At 64.6% G+C, this 21,816-nt stretch carries 24 protein-coding genes; 2 read left to right on the top strand and 22 right to left on the bottom strand.

Going from position 1 to position 21,816, the window contains the following annotated elements:
- The first annotated feature begins 277 nt into the window (after nucleotides 1-277).
- Both IED13_RS25620 and IED13_RS25615 read left to right on the top strand, forming a co-directional pair.
- Complete coding sequence (locus tag IED13_RS25620) at nucleotides 278-1,141, top strand: sensor histidine kinase (protein WP_248312771.1); 864 nt, start codon at nucleotides 278-280, stop codon at nucleotides 1,139-1,141.
- Nucleotides 1,138-1,776 carry a response regulator transcription factor gene (locus tag IED13_RS25615; RefSeq protein ID WP_006022597.1) on the top strand — a complete coding sequence of 213 codons (639 nt, stop codon included), beginning with the start codon at nucleotides 1,138-1,140 and terminating at the stop codon, nucleotides 1,774-1,776. Before IED13_RS25620 ends, IED13_RS25615 begins: the two co-directional genes overlap by 4 nt.
- A gap of 81 nt (nucleotides 1,777-1,857) precedes the next feature.
- On the opposite strand, the gene IED13_RS25610 is transcribed toward IED13_RS25615, so the two are convergent.
- The 22 genes from IED13_RS25610 to IED13_RS25505 form a co-directional block, all read right to left on the bottom strand.
- Nucleotides 1,858-2,286 carry a hypothetical protein gene (locus IED13_RS25610; RefSeq protein WP_006022598.1) on the bottom strand — a complete coding sequence of 143 codons (429 nt, stop codon included), beginning with the start codon at nucleotides 2,284-2,286 and terminating at the stop codon, nucleotides 1,858-1,860.
- Nucleotides 2,287-2,293: 7 nt separating this feature from the next.
- On the bottom strand, nucleotides 2,294-4,282 hold the full coding sequence (locus tag IED13_RS25605) for a conjugal transfer protein TraG (RefSeq protein ID WP_006022599.1): 1,989 nt from the start codon (nucleotides 4,280-4,282) through the stop codon (nucleotides 2,294-2,296).
- Nucleotides 4,283-4,306: 24 nt separating this feature from the next.
- Entirely contained in the window at nucleotides 4,307-6,046 is a 1,740-nt protein-coding gene (locus IED13_RS25600; RefSeq protein ID WP_033965849.1) for a relaxase/mobilization nuclease domain-containing protein, read from the bottom strand.
- A 244-nt stretch (nucleotides 6,047-6,290) separates the two neighbouring features.
- A complete protein-coding gene (locus IED13_RS25595; protein WP_006022601.1) occupies nucleotides 6,291-7,064 on the bottom strand; it encodes a lytic transglycosylase domain-containing protein in 774 nt (257 codons plus the stop codon).
- 3 nt (nucleotides 7,065-7,067) lie between these two features.
- Nucleotides 7,068-7,415 carry a DUF736 domain-containing protein gene (locus IED13_RS25590; protein WP_006022602.1) on the bottom strand — a complete coding sequence of 116 codons (348 nt, stop codon included), beginning with the start codon at nucleotides 7,413-7,415 and terminating at the stop codon, nucleotides 7,068-7,070.
- Between the two features lie 70 nt (nucleotides 7,416-7,485).
- The gene (locus tag IED13_RS25585; RefSeq protein WP_006022603.1) at nucleotides 7,486-8,031 is read right to left on the bottom strand and encodes a S26 family signal peptidase; all 546 of its coding nucleotides are present in this window, start codon (nucleotides 8,029-8,031) and stop codon (nucleotides 7,486-7,488) included.
- Nucleotides 8,028-8,549, bottom strand: coding sequence for a DUF2840 domain-containing protein (locus IED13_RS25580; RefSeq protein WP_006022604.1), 522 nt, complete (start codon nucleotides 8,547-8,549; stop codon nucleotides 8,028-8,030). The genes IED13_RS25585 and IED13_RS25580 overlap by 4 nt, the downstream gene beginning before the upstream one ends.
- Nucleotides 8,546-8,800 (bottom strand): hypothetical protein, encoded by a 255-nt coding sequence (locus IED13_RS25575; RefSeq protein WP_006022605.1) that lies wholly within the window; start codon nucleotides 8,798-8,800, stop codon nucleotides 8,546-8,548. The genes IED13_RS25580 and IED13_RS25575 overlap by 4 nt, the downstream gene beginning before the upstream one ends.
- Nucleotides 8,797-9,435 (bottom strand): ParA family partition ATPase, encoded by a 639-nt coding sequence (gene parA, locus IED13_RS25570; RefSeq protein ID WP_006022606.1) that lies wholly within the window; start codon nucleotides 9,433-9,435, stop codon nucleotides 8,797-8,799. Before parA ends, IED13_RS25575 begins: the two co-directional genes overlap by 4 nt.
- Complete coding sequence (locus IED13_RS25565) at nucleotides 9,432-10,592, bottom strand: replication initiator protein A (RefSeq protein ID WP_006022607.1); 1,161 nt, start codon at nucleotides 10,590-10,592, stop codon at nucleotides 9,432-9,434. The genes parA and IED13_RS25565 overlap by 4 nt, the downstream gene beginning before the upstream one ends.
- A gap of 18 nt (nucleotides 10,593-10,610) precedes the next feature.
- Nucleotides 10,611-10,892, bottom strand: coding sequence for a helix-turn-helix transcriptional regulator (locus IED13_RS25560; protein ID WP_006022608.1), 282 nt, complete (start codon nucleotides 10,890-10,892; stop codon nucleotides 10,611-10,613).
- Nucleotides 10,893-11,031: 139 nt separating this feature from the next.
- Nucleotides 11,032-11,574: a DUF2285 domain-containing protein gene (locus tag IED13_RS25555; RefSeq protein ID WP_223806899.1), complete on the bottom strand. Its 543-nt coding sequence runs from the start codon at nucleotides 11,572-11,574 to the stop codon at nucleotides 11,032-11,034.
- Nucleotides 11,498-11,806: a transcriptional regulator domain-containing protein gene (locus IED13_RS25550; RefSeq protein ID WP_006022609.1), complete on the bottom strand. Its 309-nt coding sequence runs from the start codon at nucleotides 11,804-11,806 to the stop codon at nucleotides 11,498-11,500. The genes IED13_RS25555 and IED13_RS25550 overlap by 77 nt, the downstream gene beginning before the upstream one ends.
- A gap of 111 nt (nucleotides 11,807-11,917) precedes the next feature.
- A complete protein-coding gene (locus IED13_RS25545) occupies nucleotides 11,918-12,184 on the bottom strand; it encodes a DNA -binding domain-containing protein (protein WP_024343455.1) in 267 nt (88 codons plus the stop codon).
- Between the two features lie 101 nt (nucleotides 12,185-12,285).
- Nucleotides 12,286-12,540, bottom strand: a complete 255-nt coding sequence (locus tag IED13_RS25540) for a helix-turn-helix domain-containing protein (protein ID WP_006022611.1) — start codon at nucleotides 12,538-12,540, stop codon at nucleotides 12,286-12,288.
- A gap of 184 nt (nucleotides 12,541-12,724) precedes the next feature.
- The gene (locus IED13_RS25535; protein ID WP_006022612.1) at nucleotides 12,725-13,048 is read right to left on the bottom strand and encodes a DUF736 domain-containing protein; all 324 of its coding nucleotides are present in this window, start codon (nucleotides 13,046-13,048) and stop codon (nucleotides 12,725-12,727) included.
- A 581-nt stretch (nucleotides 13,049-13,629) separates the two neighbouring features.
- Entirely contained in the window at nucleotides 13,630-14,070 is a 441-nt protein-coding gene (locus IED13_RS25530) for a hypothetical protein (protein WP_006022613.1), read from the bottom strand.
- A gap of 142 nt (nucleotides 14,071-14,212) precedes the next feature.
- Nucleotides 14,213-14,380: a hypothetical protein gene (locus tag IED13_RS25525; protein ID WP_006022614.1), complete on the bottom strand. Its 168-nt coding sequence runs from the start codon at nucleotides 14,378-14,380 to the stop codon at nucleotides 14,213-14,215.
- A gap of 178 nt (nucleotides 14,381-14,558) precedes the next feature.
- Nucleotides 14,559-14,963 (bottom strand): hypothetical protein, encoded by a 405-nt coding sequence (locus IED13_RS25520; protein WP_137903083.1) that lies wholly within the window; start codon nucleotides 14,961-14,963, stop codon nucleotides 14,559-14,561.
- 133 nt (nucleotides 14,964-15,096) lie between these two features.
- On the bottom strand, nucleotides 15,097-16,020 hold the full coding sequence (locus IED13_RS25515) for a DUF2493 domain-containing protein (RefSeq protein WP_006022616.1): 924 nt from the start codon (nucleotides 16,018-16,020) through the stop codon (nucleotides 15,097-15,099).
- Nucleotides 16,021-16,328: 308 nt separating this feature from the next.
- Nucleotides 16,329-17,366 carry a DUF7146 domain-containing protein gene (locus IED13_RS25510; protein ID WP_006022617.1) on the bottom strand — a complete coding sequence of 346 codons (1,038 nt, stop codon included), beginning with the start codon at nucleotides 17,364-17,366 and terminating at the stop codon, nucleotides 16,329-16,331.
- Nucleotides 17,366-21,679 carry a strawberry notch family protein gene (locus IED13_RS25505; protein WP_006022618.1) on the bottom strand — a complete coding sequence of 1,438 codons (4,314 nt, stop codon included), beginning with the start codon at nucleotides 21,677-21,679 and terminating at the stop codon, nucleotides 17,366-17,368. The genes IED13_RS25510 and IED13_RS25505 overlap by 1 nt, the downstream gene beginning before the upstream one ends.
- Nucleotides 21,680-21,816: the final 137 nt, after the last annotated feature.

Here is a 21,816-nt window from a genome sequence, read left to right as displayed (position 1 = left end):
GCCTCGTGATCCAGCACCATCCGCACAGCCCGGGCACGCACCTCAGGCGAGAACTTGTTCGTCGTCTTGTTCGTCATAGCCCCATCCTCTCAGGAGTTGGGGCCTCCGACAAACCCGGGGCGGTTCAATCGGCATCCTCACTATCGGCATCTTCATCATCGACACCATAACCCCTTACGAGATATCCGCTGCGACGTTTTATGTGATTGTCGTTCTATTGTCGGCTCGCTTCAGCCACACGCGGGGCATGGGCACGGTCTCTGGAATATGCATCGCGTTGACGATCGCGAGCTACATCCTGACGCCGAGTGGAAGCTTCGGAACCGGAGTCGTCAACACCTCGATCAGCCTGCTGGCGATCGCGGCAACGACCTATCTCGCTGTCAAGATGGAGACCGCTCGTGTGGCGGCCGAACAGGCGCAGACCCGCCTTGCGCACGTCGCTCGGATCACGACTCTCGGCGAGATCGCTGCCTCAATCGCCCATGAGGTCAATCAGCCGCTCGCCGCAATCGTGACCAACGCCAATGCATGTACACGCTGGATTCACGGAGATCCCGCGAACCTAGAAAAAGCCGCGTCTTCGATAGATAGCATCGTCAGCGACGCAAACCGAGCAAGTGAAATCATCAAGCGCGTCCAAGCGCTGTCTATGCGTGCAGAACCAAAGAGGTCCTGGATTGAGATCAACGTCGTAATCAGAGAGGTGCTGGGGCTTTTGCAAAGCCGTTTCCGAGAAAGCCGAGTTTCCGTTTATACGAACCTGTCGAGTGATCTGCCCATGATCTTCGGTGATCGTATTCAACTTCAACAGGTTGCACTCAACCTTCTCGTGAACGCGATAGATGCGATGGGTACGCTGCAGAGCAGTGTTCGTGAGATTCGAATAAACTCCGCTAAATCAAGCGCGTCCGGCGTGATGATCACGATAGAAGACACGGGAGGCGGTATCGATCCTGGCTTCGTAAGGCATCTTTTCGATGCCTTTCACTCCACCAAGAGCGATGGCATGGGAATTGGACTTTCAATATGCCGATCAATTATTGAATCTCACGGCGGTAATATTTGGGCTGAGCCGACCAATCCGCGCGGCGCTACCTTTTGTTTTACTCTGCCTGGCGACAGGGAGAAAATACTATGAGACAGTCGAAACAGCCCGTCGTTGTGGGCGGCACGGTAGCCGTCGTCGACGATGATCTTTCCGTGCGTGAAGCGCTCAGAAATCTCCTGAGTTCTGTCGGACTTGATATTCACACCTTTGCGTCTACGCACGAGTTTTTGGCGTGGTCGATTCCTGATACGCCGATTTGCTTGGTATTGGACGTTAGAATGCCGGGTCAGAACGGCTTGGATTTCCAACAAGAGCTTTTCAGAACGCGTGTGGAGATCCCGGTCGTGTTCATTACGGCGCACGGGGATATCCCGATGTCGGTCCGGGCTATGAAGTTTGGCGCGATCGAATTTCTGACCAAGCCGTTTAGGGACCAAGACCTACTTGATGCGATCTATCTCGGTCTCCAGACTTCGCAAATCCGACGAAACGAGAAGACAATGACAGCTGATCTTCGCGCGCGGTACGATTCGCTTTCTGTTCGCGAGCGCCAAGTTATGGACATGATACTTGATGGAAAACTCACAAAGCAAATTGCTGCGAAGTTTGCACTCAGCGAAATCACGGTGAAGGTGTGTCGGGCGCAGATCATGCGGAAGATGGAGGCGGCATCCTTGCTTGAACTCGGGCGGATGTCCGAGAGATTGGAAAGAATAAGGGATTGAGAGGCAGTCGATTATTGCTGACTTCAATGCGGCCTTGGAGAGCAGCTTGGGCTCACGCAGGAGCGTGCGCGATCTGACGAGCTATTCTGCCTCGCCATCAACGTCCTCAGAAATCTCCTGATGAAGCTTCGGGCCCTTCGCGAGACGGCGGCCGAGAGCTGTGACAAACTGATCATAGCGTTCGCCAGCTTTGGCGCGCGCGGCCTGCGCAGCAGGTTCTGGCAAACTCGGTGTGGTGGTCACCCAGAAGCGCACGAAGACTGCGAGCATCTCGACCGATATTCCGATATCGCGCTCCATCCGCGACATGCGTCGGTCGAGCTGGTCGAGGCGTTTCGTGATGACGGCCTCCTGGCGTTCGGCGGCATCGGGTGAGAGGAATGACTCGATCGCCGCCTCCGCGACCAACGATCGCGAATGGTCGCGGCGCGCGGCGTGATCTGCGAGCCGGTTCATGACAGAGGGGTCGAGATAGACGGAGAGGCGTTGCTTGCGGGGTGGTTTCGTCACGGGCGTCTCACAGCTCCATGCCGTCACCGGGGTCGAGCGAGACCTGGCGCGCGACGCCCTGCATGAGCCGGTTCATACGGCTGGTGCGCACGGCATCGTCGTCAGACTCGTCCCGATCGGTATCGATCTCGAACGGGTTGTCGATTGGCACTTTCTTCTCGACGGGGTTCACCCGATTGAGTTCCGGTTGCTGGCGGCGTTCCGACTCGGTTGGATCTTCATCGGCGGGCTGCGCTAGCAAGGTGGCCTCGGCAATCTGTGGTCGGGCTGGCAACTGGTGCGTGGTCCAATCGTCGGGCTGTCCTTGCTGCGACGTTGTGAGCGCGGGCGGCGGCAGCAGGCGTTCCTTGAACCGAGCATCCTCGTAATAGCGCGCCTTCTTCGCACGAATCGGCGGCGTGCCCGCCGCCATGACGATCTCGTCGGTGGGAGGGAGCTGCATGATTTCGCCAGGTGTGAGCAGTGGCCGAGCTGTTTCCGAGCGCGAAACCATCAGATGGCCAAGCCAGGGGGACAGCCGGTGGCCGGCATAGTTCTTCATGGCCTTCATCTCGGTGGCGGTGCCGAGGGCGTCCGAAACGCGCTTGGCGGTACGCTCGTCGTTGGTCGCGAAGCTGACGCGCACATGGCAATTGTCGAGGATCGAATTGTTCGCCCCGTAGGCCTTTTCGATCTGGTTTAGGGATTGCGCGATCAGGAAGCTCTTCAGACCGTAGCCGGCCATGAAGGCCAGTGCTGACTCAAAGAAGTCGAGCCTCCCCAGCGCCGGAAACTCGTCCAACATCAGCAGGAGACGATGGCGTTCGCCCTTTGCTTGCAGATCCTCGGTCAGGCGTCGGCCGATTTGATTGAGGATCAGTCGGATAAGCGGTTTGGTGCGGTTGATGTCGGATGGTGGCACGACGAGATAGAGTGTTGCCGGGTATTTTCCGCCCACGATATCGGAGATCCGCCAGTCACAGCGCCGCGTCACTTCGGCGACGACGGGATCGCGATAGAGTCCCAGGAACGACATGGCGGTAGAGAGCACGCCTGAGCGTTCGTTGTCGGATTTGTTGAGGAGCTCGCGTGCGGCGCTGGCGATCACGGGATGCGGTCCGGCGTCGCCGAGATGCGCCGTCTTCATCATCGCATCGAGGGTGGATTCAATTGGTCGCTTCGGATCAGAGAGGAACGCCGCGACGCCGGCCAGAGTCTTGTCCTTTTCCGCATAGAGGACGTGGAGGATCGCGCCGACTAGCAGCGCATGGCTCGTCTTTTCCCAATGGTTCCGCTTGTCCAACGACCCTTCTGGGTCGACCAGGATGTCGGCGATGTTCTGGACGTCGCGAACCTCCCATTCGCCGCGGCGCACCTCGAGCAGAGGATTGTAGGCAGCGGATTTTGTGTTGGTCGGGTCAAAGAGCAGCACGCGGCCGTGCCTGGCGCGGAAGCCGGCGGTGAGCTGCCAGTTCTCGCCCTTGATGTCGTGAACAATCGCCGAGCCCGGCCAGGTCAACAGCGAGGGCACAACGAGGCCAACACCCTTGCCGCTTCGGGTGGGCGCGAAGCACAGAACATGTTCAGGCCCATCATGGCGCAGATAAGCGTGCTCGTAGCGTCCCAGCACGACACCATCGGGACCGAGAAGGCCGGCCGTCTCCACCTCCTTCTTCTCGGCCCAACGCGCCGAGCCATAGGTCTCGACCTTCTTGGCCTCGCGTGCACGCCAGACCGACATGCCGATGGCGACGGCGATCGAGATGAAGCCACCGGACGCCGCGATGAAAGCGCCTTCGACGAAGATCGCGGGTGCGTAGGCGTCGAAGCCGTACCACCACCAGAAGAAGGAGGGTGGCAGATAGAAAGGAAAGCCGAACAGCGTGAACCACGGCGCGCCCAACTCCGGCTGGAACGCCAATCGCCAAGCCACCCATTCCGTTGCGCCCCAAGTGGTGGCGAGGACGATCAGGAAAACGGTGAGGATCTGGCCCCATAGGATCTTCGTGGCGGACATTGGAACGGTCCTTTCGGAGAGAGGTTAGAGGCCGAGCCCTCGTTTGCGGCCAAAGCTCCAGTCGATGCCGCCATCATCGCGGGCGACGCCGGAAACATGCTTGCCGAGGTGCTTTTCCAGAGAGGGTGACCAGGGCACGAGTTGGAAGCCGAGGCCGTCGTCCAGCATGGCAAAGCGGCCGGAGGCGAGTGCCAAACGCTGGCGGTAGGTGCCGGCAACATACTCGCCGCTTCCCGCGCGATTGAACGGCTGGCCTGTTTCGGCGGAGAGTTTTTCGCCGGCCGCTTCCAGCTCGCGACGGCGCAGCGTGTCGATCAGCCCGCGATTGAAGGTGACACGCTGGCCGTGTCGCTCGCCGAAGCCCTGTCCGACCAGATGATCCGCGCGTCGATCCAGCGCCTGCCGTACCTCGGCGCCGAAGCCGGCCTCGGACAGGGCGGCAGGTTCGCGCGCGATGTTCTGCCGATCGAGCCAAGTCGCGCCGGTTGCCGTGACCTGACGATCGATATCGAGATCGGAGCGGACGGCGATTGCGACCCGGCGCTGTCCCTGTGCATCATCGAACGCACGCAACTCGACGATCGAACCCGCCGCGCTGTCACCGGCGGCTTCGAGATCGGGCAGCTTGATGTGATGGGTGCGGCCGTCGACGCCGTCGACCACGGCGTAGGCGGAGCCCTTCAGCTCGTCATCAAGACCGCGATCGACCAATCGGCCGATCACGGGCGCATCGAGGCTTTCGGCCGCGAGCACATAGCCCGCCGAGCCGCGTTCGATGCCGCGATCCGTCAAAGCCCGGTGCATGCGTTTGATGATGTCGCCGCGCTCGCCGAGTTCACGCAGAGTCGCCTCGGCCTTCGTGTCGATCGCCCATTGACCGGGGCCGACCTGCTCGGCGAGGCCGAGTGTTTCCAGCTTGCGGAGCCGTCCGACCTTCAGCGCATGAAATTCGTCGAGCCGGACGTTCGGATCGATCGCCGTCTCGATGACGCCCGTGGCATGGCCATCGCGGATAAGCTGGCGGTCAAGCTGCGTGAAGCGCTCGGCATCGACCTGGCGTTTCAGGCTGCGCTGGATGTCGAGGTCGGTGCGCGGCCCTAATTCCTGCGTGATGAGGTCACGCGCGCGGTCGCGCATTCCTTCCTTGATGTAGTCGCGTGAGATGACGAGGTCCTGCCCGTCGTCACGGACCCCGCGCACGATCAGGTGGACATGGGGATGCTCGGTGTTCCAGTGGTCGACCGCCACCCAATCGAGGCGGGTGTCGAGATCCTTTTCCATCTGCGTGACGAGATCGCGGGTGAAGGACCGCAGGTCGGCCATGTCGGGCGCATCGTCGGGCGAGACGATGAACCGGAAATGGTGGCGGTCGTCCTGGCACCGTTCCGCAAAGGCCTTCGGATCGGCGTCGTCGCCCCCGGGACCGAAGAGATGGGCCTTCTCCCCATCGCGGGTCACGCCTTCGCGGCGCAGATAATTGAGGTGGGTCGCGAGCGGCGCCGAGCGCGATGTCTGGCGCACGACGCGCGCCTTGATGACAGCGCCGCGCGTTCGCGCGGTGAGCAGCCGGTTCGCCTGGATGCTCGCACGCTGGCCCCGCCCGAAGCGCGAGCGGTTGCCGGACACGATCCGGCCGGAGCGTGAGACGCCGGCCCCGGCCTTCTTCGCCGCGGCGAGAGCCTGCGCGATGAAGGGACGAGCCTGCTGCGCACGGGTCGAGCGGATGCGGCCCGGCCGGATGCGGAAATCACTGTCGCCGGTCATGGCTGATGCCTCGCACATCGCGCCAAGCACAGGAAATCGCAGGAAAATCGGCGTAGTCGTGAGGTGCGGGGAAATCCCGCACATCGCGAAATCGCCTCATAACCTATTGAAAAACCACAACCGACCCAAGCCGCACCTCGCGGCCTTTTATCCTGCCATCGTCCGGTCGTGTTGCCTGCCTCTACCCTCAACGCACACCATGACGCGCTTGAGCACGCTATCGTGCGATCAGGAACCGGGCTGCTCATGGCGCATTCCTTTGGCCCGAACGCGGGACAAACAGCCCGCCCGACTGCGGCTCGATGGCGGAAACATCGCGCACGGACGATGTCGTCATCGCGGCATCGGAAGCGCGCTCGGCCGGTACGGGAACGGGTATCGATATGCGCTCAGCTTGCGCGATGAACAGCGGCGCGCGTGTCCAGGCGAGTGCATCGGCCGCGGCGGCCACGATCGGCCAAGTCGCATCGCCGCTGGTCACCGACGGCGCGACGATGGCGACATAGGCGCGCGTTTCCGCGGGCAGCGCCCGGCCCTTCAGCGAGTCCTCGTAACGACCAGGACCGGCATTGTAGGCCGCGATCCAGCCGGGCGATCCGTAGCGATCGAACAGCTCGCGGATGTAGCCGGCGCCGGCGATGATGTTGTCATGCGGATCATAAGGATCAGCGCCGAGACGGTGGCGAAGGCGCAAGCCTGCCCAAGTGGGCGGCATGATCTGCATCAGGCCCATCGCGCCCTTCGGCGAAAGGGCGCGTGGATCGCCTGCACTTTCGGCACGCATCACCGCCCTGATCCATGCGATCGGAACGCCGAAGCGCCGCGAAGCCTCGGCGATATGATCGCCATAGGGATCGCGTGGCGACGGTCGATCGGCGCCCAAGTCCTGCGCCATCGTGATCGCCGGCATGATGCTCGCGAGGCTAAGGCCGGAAAGGAGGAGGAGAGCCATGCGCCGGGCAGCGCAGCGCGGCCCGGACGCAATCGAACGGCTCCTCGGTTGACGAGAGCCAAGCATCGCTCAGTCCTTCTCGCCGCGATCGCGCGGACGCGACCAATGCAGCGACCAGGCCGAGCCGCCATCGTCGTCGCGGAACATGTTGGCGCGGATCGGGTGCGGGAATGTCGGATCGTCGATCAGCAGCGCGACGTATTCGCCGGCCTTCTCTCCGGAGCGTTTCCATCCGGCGCCGATCTCCGCGCCCGGCTCATTGTTCATGCCGTCGAAGACATGCACGCGATACTGCGGTGCGTTCTCAACCTCGGTCGGTTCGGCTGCGATGATTATGACGTCCTGGTTCAAAACCAGCGTCGTCAGATGCCCGACGAAGCCGGTCTCGTCGCGCGTGAATTCGCCAATCTGGGGCATGTCAGTCTCCTTCGCGGTGGGGATTGGGACAGCCATCGGCGAGCACCGCTCCCGCCGAATGGGAAGGCGGTCAGCGTGTCGGCGCACGCCATTCGAAGCGGCCGGTGCCGTCTTCATCGGTCCACAGTGGGACGGCACGGCCGATGATCTGGTCGGTCGAGATCAGGCCGAAGTAGCGGCCGTCGAGGCTGTCGCGGACCTGCCAGTTCATGAGGAAGACTTCGCCAGTCTGGACCCGGCGGCAGCCTTGCCAGACGGGAAGATCGCGGCCTGCGCGATCGCGCTCCAGTGCCGCACCGACCTCCACACCATCGACGGTGATAGTGAGGTTCGAACGGCAAACGGTCTGCCCGGAGACGGCGAGGATGCGCTTCATCAGCGGCACGCCCTTGGGCAGGTAGCCGCGCTCGGCGAGGAATGTCGCGAGCGGCTCGGGCGCATCGACCGCAACGAGATCGGTAACGTCGAGCGGCCCGTCGAAGTCGATCGAATAGAACCCGATGGGCGCGCTCGCCGATGCGTTCCAGATCAGCTTGATGGGCATCGGCGTGAGGCCGGGATAGCCGACGCTGAGCGCGGCGAGCGTCGTCGCCAGGAGAAGTCCGGCGCGGCTCACGACTCGGCCTTTCGGCGCAGCAGGAATGCGCGATGATGGTCGAGCGTGTAGGTGCGCGGCTCGTGTCCAGCAGCGAGCCGGTTGTGGACGTGACGCCAATGATCGGGCGAAACCGCTTCGGGATCGATGCCGATGCGCTCGATGGCGTCGATCGCCTGCAGCACGCGCTCGACCCTGGGCCAGCTCTCGACCTTCAGCAGGATTTCGCCGCCAGGACGAACGAAAGGCAGCGTCTGGTACGTCTCGCCGCGCGCAACCGAGCGCACGACGTCGATGCGCGAGATGATCGTTCCGAAGTCATTCGAGGCCCAGCGCACGAAGGCGAAGACCGCGCCGGGGCGAAAAGACAGGACACGCCGACGGCGATCGAGAATCTGTTCGTGGGCGTGCGTGCCGAAGCGGATCCAGTTCTCGATCTTCTTCTCAACCCAGGTCAGTTCGACATGGGTGAGATTGTCTTGGTGGCGTGCGGTCGGCGTCGGGCCGCCGCGCGCGCGGGGGGCCGCGGCGCCGGTCATGAGGGGTCTCCTTCGATGTGTGGGAATTCGCGCGCGAGCATCTCGCGCAGCATGTCGGCAACGGTAACGCCGCGCCGGAAGGCAGCGATCTTGATCCGTCCACGTAAGGCGGGCGTGACGTCGATCGTCATGCGGGCGGTGAAGGCTTCATCGTCCGGCGCGCGCGGCGCGGTGGCATCTGCGGCCTTGATCCAGGCCTCTTGATTGGTCGGACGTGCCGCAAAGCCGCGCCGTTCGGATCGCTCGCTCATGGTGAGATCCTTTCGAGCTCGGTGACGAGCGCCGCGATCTCGCGCGCGGCGGGTCCGTCGTCGTCGATCTCGAAAGCGAGCCGGCCCGATTGCGCGGCGTCGGCGTAGATGACGCGCTGTCCGATCGCCGTGCGCAGCACTGGCGGATCGTGGTCGGCGAGCGTCTCGGCCGTCTCGCGGGCGATCACGGTGCGCGCGCCGCAGCGATTGAGGACGAAGCGAGCGCGAAGCTCCGGCCGATAGATGCGCGCCTCCGACAGGAGCGCCAGCATCTCGGCCGAGGCCCAACCATCGAGCGGCGACGGCTGCACGGGGATCAGCACGAGGTCGGCGGCGAGCAGCGCGGATCGCATCAGCCCGGCGACGCGCGGCGGCCCGTCGATCACCACATGATCGACATCGCGCGCCAGCTCGGGCGCCTCACGGTGGAGCGTGTCGCGCGCCAGGCCGACGACGCCGAACAGGCGCGGCGCGTGCTCGCGGGCGCGTTGCTGCGACCAGTCGAGCGCCGAACCCTGGGGGTCCGCATCGACGAGCGTGACCCGCTTTCCCCTACCGGCCCATTCGCCGGCTAGGTGCAGCGCCAGCGTCGTCTTGCCGACGCCGCCCTTCTGGTTGAGGAAGGCCACGATCATCGGCGGCCTCCCGGGCGTGGACCGAAGGGAAGCTGCGGAGGGCCGGAGGTCCCGTTTCTCGCCGCGCCAGCGTTGGTAAGAGCGGCGCTGCTGGTGCGCCGCTTGCCAGCGGCGCTTAGCGCGTTCGCGGCCTGCCGGACGAGGTTTTCCACCTCTCGCGCGCGCTCTTCAAAGTTAGATTCTCTGTTAGATTCTAAGTTAGCGAGGCGATTTTCGGTTCTGCTGTCGTGGGTTAGGCCGTGTTTCGGTTCCCGTTGGCACGAGGGGCCGGTTCCTGATGGCACGCGCTTTCGGGTTCCCGATGGCACGAAGCCTTTCACAGCTTTTCCACAGGGCGGCGTCCGCTCGAAAGCGAGCAACGTTCGGCCGCCGGCCTCGATCTCGAGGAACAGCGTGTAGCCGGGAAGCGGCTGGCGACGGATGATGTCGCGCAGCTCGAAGGCGAAGCGTTTGTACGGTGACAACGCGCCGGATTTCTGGTGGAGGTGGCGAAAGTCGAATCGCCAGCCATTGCGCTGGCGCCCGCCGTGCTTGCGCACCAGGCGATAGAGCCAGCGATCGAGCCCGCCTGTGAGATCGAAATAGGCCCGGTCGATCGTCAGCACGAGCGCATCGTCGAGAACGGCCTGATAAAACCAGTCCGGGACGATCATCTCGATCCCGTCCGGCTTGCCGTTGCGGTTGGTGCGCTCCTTCCACTCGTTGATCCACGAGAAGCGATGACGCCGGCCCTCGGCGGATTGGCGGATCGAGGTGCAGACCGTCGTGGATTGCAGACGATCGAGCGCGGCCTTCAAGCGCTGATAGTCGCGTAAGGACGTGCCGCGGCCGATGAATTTGAGAATTTCATAGGGCGTGGCGACCATCAGGCGCGACGTGCGCAGGCCGGCGTCACGCGCCTCGACGATCTGGCTCGCCGCCCAGATCAGGATGTCGGCGTCCCAAATGGTCGCCATGCCGTGATCGGGCACGGCCTCGACGCGGATCGACACATTGCCGGCGGCGAAGTCGATCGGCGCGACGCGGTGCGATTTGGAGAGGGAGAAAAACGGATAGGCCATGAGATCCTGTGCGTCTCGTGCTGCGAACTCGCCGGGGAGCGCACGGAACAGATCGAGCTGCCCGCGCTCCGAGAGGGACTGGTGTCGCGCCGCCATTCGGGAATCCGGGGGCGATCAGCGCGCGTATCGTCCGGCATGTGCCGGCGGCGCAGGCGTATGGCGCTTGGCCGGAAGCACGCTGCCGCGCGGATCGGAGGTGGAGGTGACGGCGCCGCGCTCGGCCCAGGCCTCAAGATCGTCGACCGCATAAACGACGCGACCGCCGAGCTTGCGATAGGCCGGACCCGTTCCGTAAGTCCGATGCTTTTCGAGGGTGCGGGCCGATAGGCTGAGGAATTCGGCGGCTTCCTTGGTGCGCAGGTAGCGCGGCGGGAGAACGGCGAGATCAGGTCGCATGGGAGGGCCTCCGTGGGTTCGTTGGGGCCGCCGGGAAGCGGCGGGTAACGAAGGCCACGTTGGCGAAGCAGGGCCGGCGAGATGCAGGGCGAATTCAGGGGGGCCTAAATTCGCCCACCAAGAGTCGGATGGAGATCGGCTAAAGTTGCCGCCGATGACGAAGCAACGTGCGATACCCACCCACCATCATCGCGCGGGCATCTCGAAGCAGGGCTTTGGTGGCGTGGCGGGCGGAAGATGCCTGCCAGTCGTCGCGACCGAGAGCGCCGATCCGAAATATGACCTGCGCAATTTCTTGCTGGGTCGCGCCCGCGCGATGACCGTCGAAGGCCTGCAGCATCCGGCACAGCCGAGCACGTTGCTGCCGTGTCAGTCGGGTGTCGGGCGGTATGGCGCGGCCATGGAGGGCGGAGAGCAAGCGGGCGACCGATTGGAGCCGGTCGAAGCCTTCCAGGCCGAGCGGGATGAAGGCGCCAAGAGATTTGGCGGGTCGTGTCTCGGACGGATGAACAAGCGCTACGCGCTGACCGTTTCCGAGATCGAGAACCAGATGGGTCTCGCTGCCGACATCGACGCTTACGGCGGCGTCGATCGTCGGTTGGGGATCAGCGCTTGCGGACGGAATATCCGGAGGTGGGCCAAGAACGATGGCGCTTGTGTCTTCCTGGGGAAGCCAGATCACCTGCGCTTCGGGAGGTGCCTGCATCGGGTCTACGGGGAAATCGCAACCCCCACCGCTGCCCGATCCCGTCGGTCAGCGTGCGCAGATCACTTTCGCTGTCGCCGAGCGCTTGAAAATCCCTGTCGTAGGTTTCGTTGCGGCGCAGCCATTCCCACGCGACGTCGGACGCGGTCATGTCGGCGACGTGCGCATAGCGTTCCGATGAACGCCAGCCGGAAGCATCTGGTGTCATCGCGATCCTCCCTAGTCTTTGAATTTGTGGGAGAGTCAGGATTCCCGGCTGGGTTGTTCAGTGGAAGTCAGAGGGCCGGCAAAGGGTGGTGCCGAAACGGCATCGCGGCGATCACTGTGCGGAGCGGACCAAGTCTCGATAGCCGTGCTCGGTCATCCACTGCGCGCGGGCGAGATGCGTGTCATGGACCTGGCGGCACCGCTGCGGCTCACGTGCCGTATCGAGGCCAAAGAGAATCTGGACGGCTTCGCGCCAATCAGCTCCGTCGCGCGAGGAATCGAGCAGGCGCAGATAGAGAACCATATGCTCGCGGTCATAGGCCGTGAGGGTCTGGCTGATCGGAGGCGCATCGAGAAACGGCGGCATCGCGGATTCCATCAGGCGACTATATTCGCGCGGAAAGCATTCGTTAACACTCGTGCCCGGCATTACTGTGACAACGTGCGATGGATGGTGTGCGCCACGCGATCACGGCGCTGCTAACGCCTCGTCGGCCGGTCGTCCCGCTCATGGAGCAGCAGCACTCCTTCGCCCTTGTCGGTGGAAAGCAGGACGATACCGGCTGTTTCAAGCGCCCTTCGCACCTGATCGCGCGTCGACTCGTACACCTCTAATCCACTTTCGGACTCAAGGCGCTTGAGCGCGGTTAGCGATGTCCGGGCCTTGTCAGCGAGCGTCTCCTGTGTCCACCCCAGCAACGCGCGCGCGGCCCGCGATTGTCGGGCGGTGATCATGCATGATCACCTCCCACCGACGGACACACGCTTGCCAGAACTACGACTATAATAGTCGTTCTTTGCGCCCATTGCGAGGGTAATCGGCGTCTCAGGGCTGGCGGTGCCCTCGCCGGGCGGCCGAAGTGATTCGCGCTAGCAGTGGAAAGGCCCCGGCCTGTTCGGCCGGGGCCTTGCTCGGGGCTCAGTCGCCGCGGCGGGTCGGGCGGGACCAGATCAGCGAGTGGGTGTCGCCGTCCTCGTCGTCGAAGAGGTTGGCGTAGATGGGGGCGTTGAAGCTCGGATCGTCGAGCTTGAGGCCCAGATAGTCGCGGCCCTCGTTGGAGCGCTTGGACCAGGCGGCGCCGATTTCCGCGCGGCCGACCAGAACCCGGTGGCTGGGGGCGTTCTCGCCGGTGGCGCGGGTGTCGGGGACGATGCGCACGCCCTTGGCTTGGACGCTGAGGGTTACGATTTCGCCGGTGAACTCGTTCGAGCCGGTCTTCTTGAAGGTGCCGATGGTCGCCATTGTAAGTCTCCGTTTCGTTTTCGGGACCGCTCCATTGCGGCCTCGATGGCGATCGACAGGCCGGAGGCGACCGACGCCGCATCGCTTGCGACCGGAGCAACGCGGAGGATGGCAGGAACGACTTTGTTGTTTCGCGAGGAATGACGGCCTTGGCCGGCAGGGGAAGAAAGTCGGGACGCGCCGTTGCGGCATAGGCGGTCGAGGCGCAGCCGTCCTTCGGTCAGATCAGGCCATTGGAGAGGCCGTTCGGAGCGGTCTGGAGACAATCAGGAACGGAAGATCATGGCGACCCGGTCGCAACCAGCAGACGGCGCAAGCTGAAGATCATCTGCGACCCGTCCTCCCCTTGTACAGGCGAGGGTCGAGCTTTCGTTTCGAAGTCGGCCAGTGGAGATGACGCCCTCGACTTCGTGTTGCACCGTTCCCGCGCACAGAGGCGCCGAGCAGAAATCCGGGCGCTGTTGAGGCGGCCGCACGATGGGCTTCAGTCAGGTTCCGGTGACGCGGCTCCCTCTCCAACTGCACAACGCTGAGGGCTGAAACCCCCGACTGGTCGTCCCGGCGACGGTTCCGTCGTGGTGTCAGGCTGGTGCAATGCCCTGGCTGGACGGGCCGGTGCTTGCCATCCCAGCGACGCGCGCGAACGCGGTGACGCCGACCGCGACCGCACCGATGACGGAGAACACGAGCTGCCAGGTCTCCGACGGCATGGTGTGTTTCACGATGCCATGCGTGGCGTGGAAGCCGGCGATCGCCGCGGGTGCGACAAATGCCAGCGCGATCAGCAGGCGTGCCCAGAGCGGGCGGACAATTCCAAGCAAGAGCTGCCCCACGCCCAACGTCAGGCCGGCGCCGAGCATGCCGATAAGGATGGCGCCGAGCCAGCCCGCGCCAGTGTCATAGGCCCAGGTGCCGGCGGTCACGCCCGCGAAGAATGGCAGTGCGAACACCGCGAGCGTGAACAGCAACCAGCACAAGATGCCGATGGCTGCGAAGGATAGGACAATGCCGAGGATAATCATGGTGGTGTCTCCGAAAGAGCAAATTCTGACGGTCGCGCCTTCCACCACCACCACGGCGCATTCGGGAGCATAGCAAAAGCTGTGCTCCGTCGGGAGCGGAAACCGCAGGGGTCTCCGCGTCGCCTGGAAGGGTGGCGCGCCGTCATGGCGCGAAGGGATCGACCTCGTGGACGATCTCCGAGACGTCGCCGTCGTATTCGTTTGCGGGTGTCACCGAGAGAGTGCCGTCGCCCGCGCGGAAGATGACGATGACGGCCATCAGCGTGGTGGCGAGGCTGAAGGCGAAGGCGTGTGCGTCGGGGAAGGACATCGATCCGGCTCCTGTTTCGAGCGGAGGACCATCCCCCCGCTGACAGGCGCCCGATGTGTTCGGCCGATGGCCGCAATCACCGCGCAGGCAACGCCGGCGCGGCGGCACGCTATGCGTAGTCCGACCCTTTACGGGTTGATGGCGTCAGGCCATCGGCTGGACCAAGGACCAGCGCCATTCAGCGGGGAGTGGTCTTCTCCGGGCTGGAAGCCGAGTCGATGTGGCCGTGACGTTGGTGAAGCCGTACTGTCTGCGCGAGCTGCCGTGCGACCTCACCTGCGTCATCCGCAAAGCCTGGTGGCCATTTCCTCGACGGCTCGCGCTGAAACCCGCCACGCTGAAAATGCGGATGGAGGTGGCTGATAATCCACTCGATGCGTGAAGGAGGCACCAAGCCGGCTTGAGCCGAATAATGGAGTGCCTTGGCGAGATCGTGCCCGATGTTCGCGCGGTTCCAAACATCATCGGTCGCGACGTTAAGCAGATAGGATTTGAGGAGGAGTTCGATGGCAATTGCAATCGCATGAAGGGCTTGATTGTCGAATCCTTGATCCGCCGCCCATTCGGCGGCTGCAGCCTTCACGGTGGCATTCTCCAGGAAAACCGCAGCGAGAACGGCGTCCGAACGTGCCGGTTTCGGGAGTGGCTTCAGTCGCTGCATTCGTTGCGTTATGCCATAGGCTTGGCCGTTTAGCAGGTGCCCGATGCGGCGGCGCTTACGCGCCGCCGAATTTCCACACCGGGATGCCGAGCTTCTTGGCTTTGTCGGCGAGGTTGTCATTGATGCCGGTGCCGGGGAAGTGCAGCACGCCCTTCGGCAGGATTTGCAGCATCTCGTCATTGCGTTTGAAGGGTGCTGCCCGGCCGTGCTTCGTCCAGTCGGGTGCAAAGCCGATCTGTGGGACATTGCGATTCCTGGCCCAGAGAGAAGCGATCTTCTCGGCACCCTTCGGCGACTTGCCGTGGATCAGCACCATGTCGGGGTGCTTCTCGTGAACCTGGTCGAGCTTGGCCCAGATGAGGTGATGGTTGTCGAAATCGAGCCCGCCGGTGACGGCGATCTTCGGTCCAGGCGGCAGGAGCACTTCCTGCTCGGCACGCTTCTTCGCCATGATGAAGTCGCGGCTGTCGATCATCGCCGAGGTGAGGTTGCGATGATTGACCTTCGATCCTGACCGCGGGAGCCAGGCTTTGCCGACCTGGCGTTCGTAGTGCTCGGCGGCCTGGTCGCGCATCAGTTCGAAGGCGGTCTGGCGTTCGACCTGTGTCTTGCCCTCGGCGATCAGGCGCTCGAGATCGACCGACTTCACCTCGCTGCCGTCCTGTTCGCGTTGGGAGCGCTTTTGGGCCTGCTCGTTGTCGTCGAGCTCGCGGTTGATCCGTTCGGCGGCGCGATGAAAGACGTTCACGGTCGACCAGAGGAGATCGTCGAGGTCGGGTTCGAGGCGCGTGTCCTCCAGGGTCACGATCAGGGCGTCGAAGATGTCGGCGACCGCGCCCGCGACCGCGTTGCCGTCCGGCAGAAGCCGCTGATCGGGTTCGTCGGCGAAAGGCCGGTAGCCGTGGAGCTGCAATTCGTTGAGGACGTGGTCAGTCGGTGAGGATTCGTGGTGCGGTTCGTAGTCGTCGAGATCGCGCATCGGATGCTCCGTCGGATGGACCGCGACCGTCGCGGCCTTCATGGCGACGAAGCACACCGGCGGGGCGGCCCTGCACCCGGAGCGCGAGCGAGGGCCGGAGCGTCAGCGGAGGATGGCGGAGGCCGGCTATTTTGTTTCGCGATGGAAAGCGGCCCCTTGGGGCCGCGCCGGAAAATAGTCGGCCGCAGCCATTGCCGGGCCGGCCTGCCTGTGGGCCGATCGCCCTCTCGAAGGCCGAGGCGCGGTCCTCTCCGATCCGCTGCGTCTGAGCGAGTACGGCGGCGGGGCCGCTGCCGCTTCCTTACCGGCTATGCCGCCAGCGCCATGAAGCGTGCGACGTCCTGCGGCCCGAGCTGTACCCGAGTCTGACTGCGCAATGTCGCGATGCCGAGGGTGCGGAGATCCTCGTTGAAGTCCCCGAGCTGTGGAGAGATCACGATCGCCTCGATCCCGGCCGCGTTCGCCCGTTCGATCAGGCTGTCACGCGCACCATCGCCTGCCGGATCGTCATCGCGCAGGATGTAGAGCCGCCGCAGCGTGTCCGGGAACAGGATGGCGGCGAGATGTGCCGCGGAGAGCGCCGCCACCATCGGCATGTTGGGCACGACCTGGCGGATTGAAAGGACCGTCTCGATGCCTTCGCCGGCTGCCATCACTTCGCCACCAGCGCCAAAGCGGACCGCGTTGCCGAGGAGATCGCCCATCGCCCGGCGCGGGGTTTCGAATGGCGCCTTGTCGTGGCGTCGTGAGTCGAGCCAGGTGCGATGCGCCCCGGTGATCATGCCGTCGAGGTCAGTGACAGCGGCGATCATGGCCGGCCAAGTCTCGGTCGGCGCATGCTCGTCCGGGCGATAATAGCAGTGCGGGTGGAAATACAGATTTCCGGCTCCACGGAGATCCGTAATGCCGCGTTGCCGGAGATACGCCGCGACGATTGTGCCCGCAATCGGCTGCGACATGCGGATGAGGCGCCGTGCGGCTTCGGGCGATCCATGTGGTGCGGGCGCCAGCGGCTGGAAGGCGGAGGGTTCCGGCGCTGGTGGTGGCATGCTGAGGAAGAGCCGAGCCTCGTCGGCGACATCCTTGAAGTCGATGAGGCCGCAGCTCTCGCGGATGACGTCGAGGAGGTCTCCATGCTCGCCGGTAGCGGCGTCAGTCCATTTCCCGGCGGGGCCTTTGGGCGAGTCCTTGAGCCGGACGTACATCGAGCGGCCCTTAGTGTTACGGGCGTCGCCCACCTGCCAGTAGTTGCCCTGACGGTGGCCATTGCTGAGATAATGGCGGCACACCGCCTCGGCCTGTCGGCCGAGACGTTGCGCGAGATCGGATGCGTCGAGACGGGCCATCACGCTGCCTCCCGCTCGCCGACGCGCTGGATCGGGTAGGTGCCGATCAGCTTGCCGATGATGGTCGCGCCGTCCGCGCCGACGGGCACGAAGAAGCGGAGCTTCCACGAGATGATCTCGCTGAAGAGGCCAAAGGCGCGCAGGCGCTCGCGCATCGCGTCGGTGAAGCCGGAGAGTTCGATGCGATCGGCGCCCATGACGCGCACGCGACGGAGTTGGAGGCCTTCGGCGAGATCGAGGATTGTCTTGCCCTCGATGAGCGCGGCATAGGCATGGTCGGCGGACAGGTTCGTCGTTCCGACTGTCGTGGCGTTGGCGACCCATGCGGGCGACACGCGGCGGCCGATGATCCGTTCCCCGTCATCGGTCTGGAGCCGATAGACACGGCTCGACTCGTTGGGCAGCCGCTTCCAGATCGGCAGCAGCAGGCCAGCGACGATGTGGATCGTGGAATCGGAATAGGCTGGCACCTCCGCGATCTCGGCGTTCCAGGCGGCGGTGAACTCGGCGCGACTGGCGGCGATCCAATGGCTTTCGTCCATCATGCGGATGGAGGCGTGATGCTGCTCCATCGGCCGGATCAGCCGCACGCGGCGTTCGATCTCCCCGTCGTCGAGCATCAGCGAAGGCGCTGGAAGCTGAACCGCGGCGCGGTGGGAGCGCTCGTTGACCAGCAACTTGGCGACCGGATCGTCGAGCCAAGCCATCGCCTCCTCGGCGGTCATCGGCCGGTTGCGCTCGCGCTGTTGGATGGTCAGCAGGCTGGTTTCCGCGCCGGTGCCGGGATGGGTGTAGATGGTCTGGCGATCGGTGACGACGAAGCTCTCCGCGCGCAGCGTCTCCAGTCCGATGTCGTAGATGCCGGCGGCGATCGCGCCCTCGACCTTGGCGGTCAGAAGCTGCTCGAAGGCGGCGAACAGGACGTCCTGCAGGTCGATGGTGAGCGCGAGCAGGCGGTTGAGAAAGGTTGTGATCGGCGGGAGCTCGTCCTTGATGCCGTTGTCGTCCATCAGCTTCAGGCCGGTCGTGTCCTCGAACCGCTGGAGCGAGCACCCTTCGATCTTGCCGCGGACGATCAGGATGTAGAGCTGGCGAAGCGCATCGCGCGCATAGTGGCTCTCCAGATTGTCCTCGGGTCGGAACAGGCCCTGGCCGCCGGTCTGGCGCTGTCCGCGCGTGATCGCGCCCAGCGTGTCGAGCCGGCGCGCGATGGTCGATAGGAAGCGCTTCTCCGCCTTCACATTGGTCGCGATCGGACGGAAGAGCGGCGGCTGCGCCTGGTTGGTGCGGTGGGTGCGGCCGAGGCCTTGGATCGCGGCGTCGGCTTTCCAGCCCGGCTCAAGCAGATAGTGGACGCGAAGCCGCGTGTTCCGTGCCGACAGCTCCGCATGGTAGCTGCGGCCCGTACCGCCGGCATCGCTGAACACGAGCACGCGCTTCATGTCGTCCATGAAGGCCTGGGTCTCGGCGAGATTGGCGGACGCCGCGCGGGTCTCGACCACAAGGCGCTGTCCCTTGCGCACGATACGACGCGAGCGGCCGGTGACTTCGGCCACCACGTCCGCGCCGAAATGCTGGACGATCTGGTCGAGCGCGCCCGGCACCGGCGGAAGGCTCGCGAGTTTCTCGATCAGCTCGGTGCGGCGGGCGACCGCCTCGCGGCTCTCGACCGGCTGGCCGTCGCGAAAGACCGGACGCGAGGACATATTGCCCTCGCCGTCGCTGAAGGGCTCGTAGAGCTGCACCGGGAAGGAATGGGCGAGATAATCGAGGACATATTCGCGGGGCGTGATGTCGACGCGAATGTCATTCCACTCCTCGGTCGGAACTTCGGCCAAGCGCCGTTCCATCAGCGCCTCGCCGGTCGAGACGATCTGGATGACCGCGGAATGCCCGGCCTCCAGGTCCGCCGCGATCGAGCGGATCAACGTCGGCGTCTTCATCGATGTTAGCAGATGACCGAAGAAACGCTGCTTGGCGCTTTCGAAGGCGGAGCGCGCGGCGGATTTGGCCTGGCGGTTCAACGTCCCGGTCGAGCCGGTGATGTTGGCCGCCTGCATGGCCGCATCGAGATGGTTGTGGATGATGGCGAAGGCGCCGGCATAAGCATCGTAGATGCGCCGCTGCTCGGCGGTCAGCTCGTGCTCGACCAGCTCATATTCGACGCCGTCGAACGACAGCGATCGGGCGGTGTAGAGGCCGAGCGCGCGAAGGTCGCGGGCAAGCACCTCCATCGCCGCGACGCCGCCGGCCTCGATCGCCTCGACAAACTCGGCGCGGGTCGAGAAGGGAAAATCGTCGCCACCCCACAGACCGAGGCGCTGCGCGTAGGCAAGGTTCTGGACCGTGGTGGCGCCGGTGGCGGAGACATAGACGACGCGGGCATTGGGCAAGGCGTGCTGCAGGCGAAGCCCCGCGCGCCCTTGCTGCGAGGGCGTGACATCGCCCCGTTCTCCCTTGCCGCCGCCAGCGTTCTGCATCGCGTGCGCCTCGTCGAAAATGATCACTCCGTCGAAATCGGAGCCCAACCATTCGACGATCTGCTTGACCCGCGAAACCTTCTCGCCGCGGTCGTCGGAACGCAGCGTGGCATAGGTTGTAAATAGGACGCCTTCCGGCAGAGCGATCGGCTTGCCCCGCGGGAAGCGCGAGAGCGGCGTGACCAGCAGGCGCTCCATGCCGAGTGCGGACCAGTCGCGCTGCGCATCCTCAATCAGCTTGTCGGATTTGGAGATCCAGACCGCCTTGCGCCGGCCCTGCATCCAGTTGTCGAGCACGATGCTGGCCGACTCGCGCCCCTTTCCGACGCCGGTGCCGTCGCCGATGAAGAAGCCGCGGCGGAAGCGGACGACGCCGTTTGCATCATCGGCGGCGGCCGCCACGACATCGAAAGTGTCGTCGATGGTCCAGGAACCTGCGAGAAAATCGGAATGGGCTTCGCCCGCGAAGATCAGGGTTTCGAGCTGGGAGTCTGAGAGCGAGTCCATGATGGTCGCTGGCAGCGTCGGCCGATAGCTCGGCTTGGGCGGGGCGACCGAGGCCATGGCGGCGGATTGCACGAGCTTGGTGGGATGGGCCTGAGAGCCGGGAATACGGATCGTCTGCAATCCGTATTGCTCGTAGATCGCGTCGCTGAGGCGGGCGCCCTCGGCCGGGGTCCAGTCGACGGTCTCATAGGCGAGCGGCACGCCCTCGGGATCGGCGAGGCCCACGCGGGTCGCCGATGTCGCCGCGGTGCGCGCGAGATAGCCGCGAACGGTGCGCGGCGTGGCGCCGGTCGGCATGACCTGAACAGCAGGCGCGACAGCCAGGCGCGGCGGCACATGCTCGGCGATCCACGTCATCAGCGTGGCGATGTCGGGAGCGGTGCCGGGGGACGCCGGAAATGCGGATGGCTCGTCGGCCGGGATCTTGTCGATCACGGTCAGCCGGGTTTCGACGGTCGTGCCGTGCTTGGCATAGACTGAGCCATGGACGGCGGCGGTGAACACGACGCGGCCCCTCTCCTGCAGGCGGACGAAGGCGTCGCGCCAGGCCGGTATGTCGGGGCCGAAATTCGCGCCGGTGATCGCGACCAGGCGCCCGCCATCGGCGAGCCGCGCGAGCGCGGATGCGAGATGGCGATAGGCTGCGTCGGCGACACGCCCCTCGACATTGGCGAGGACCGAGAATGGCGGGTTCATCACCACGATTGTTGGGACGGTCGCCGGGTCGAGATGATCGTCGATCTGGGCTGCGTCGAAGCGGGTCACGGGAATGGCCGGAAAGAGGGAGGAGATGAGTGCGGCCCGGGTTTCGGCGAGTTCGTTGAGGACAAGCGTGCCGCCGGCGATCTCGGCGAGGATGGCGAGCAGGCCGGTGCCGGCCGATGGTTCGAGCACGCGATCGGCGGGTGTGATGGCGGCCGCAGTGATCGCGGCCAGGCCGAGCGGGATCGGCGTCGAGAATTGCTGGAAGGCCTGCGCCTCCTCGGAGCGGCGCGTGTGGGTGGGCAGAAGTCCCGCGATCTTGCCGAACAGAGGAACCGCCGCAGCCGGAGACCCGGCTTTGCGCAAAAGCGCCTTTCCGTATTTGCGGAGCATGAGGACGGTTGCGGCTTCGCAGGCGTCATAGGCGTCCTTCCAGTCCCAGGCGCCGGCAGTATCGGACGCGCCGAAGGCGGTCTCCATGGCGGTGCGCAAGACCGCGGCGTCGATGCGCTCGCCGCGCTCGATGTGAGGAAGGAGGAGAAGTGCCGCGGCATGGATGGCGGCAGCGTCGGTCGGCTGATCGGCGGCGGTCGGCAGCGCCGCCGCAAGGGTGTGAGCATTCATGGGAGACGTCCTCGGGAGAGCGGAGCGGGAAAGCCCGCCGGCGCTCTCTCTCGGACCGGACGGGCTCAAACCCGTCCCGGCCTTCCTCTCGCTCTCAAGGGGCGCGGCCCGGCCGCGCCATCAAGCGACAGACAATG

It is taken from the genome of Allobosea spartocytisi, from assembly GCF_014764685.1.
Classification (GTDB): domain Bacteria; phylum Pseudomonadota; class Alphaproteobacteria; order Rhizobiales; family Beijerinckiaceae; genus Allobosea; species Allobosea spartocytisi.
Note: the sequence above shows the minus strand (reverse complement) of the source record. Positions and strands in the feature narration are given on the sequence as shown.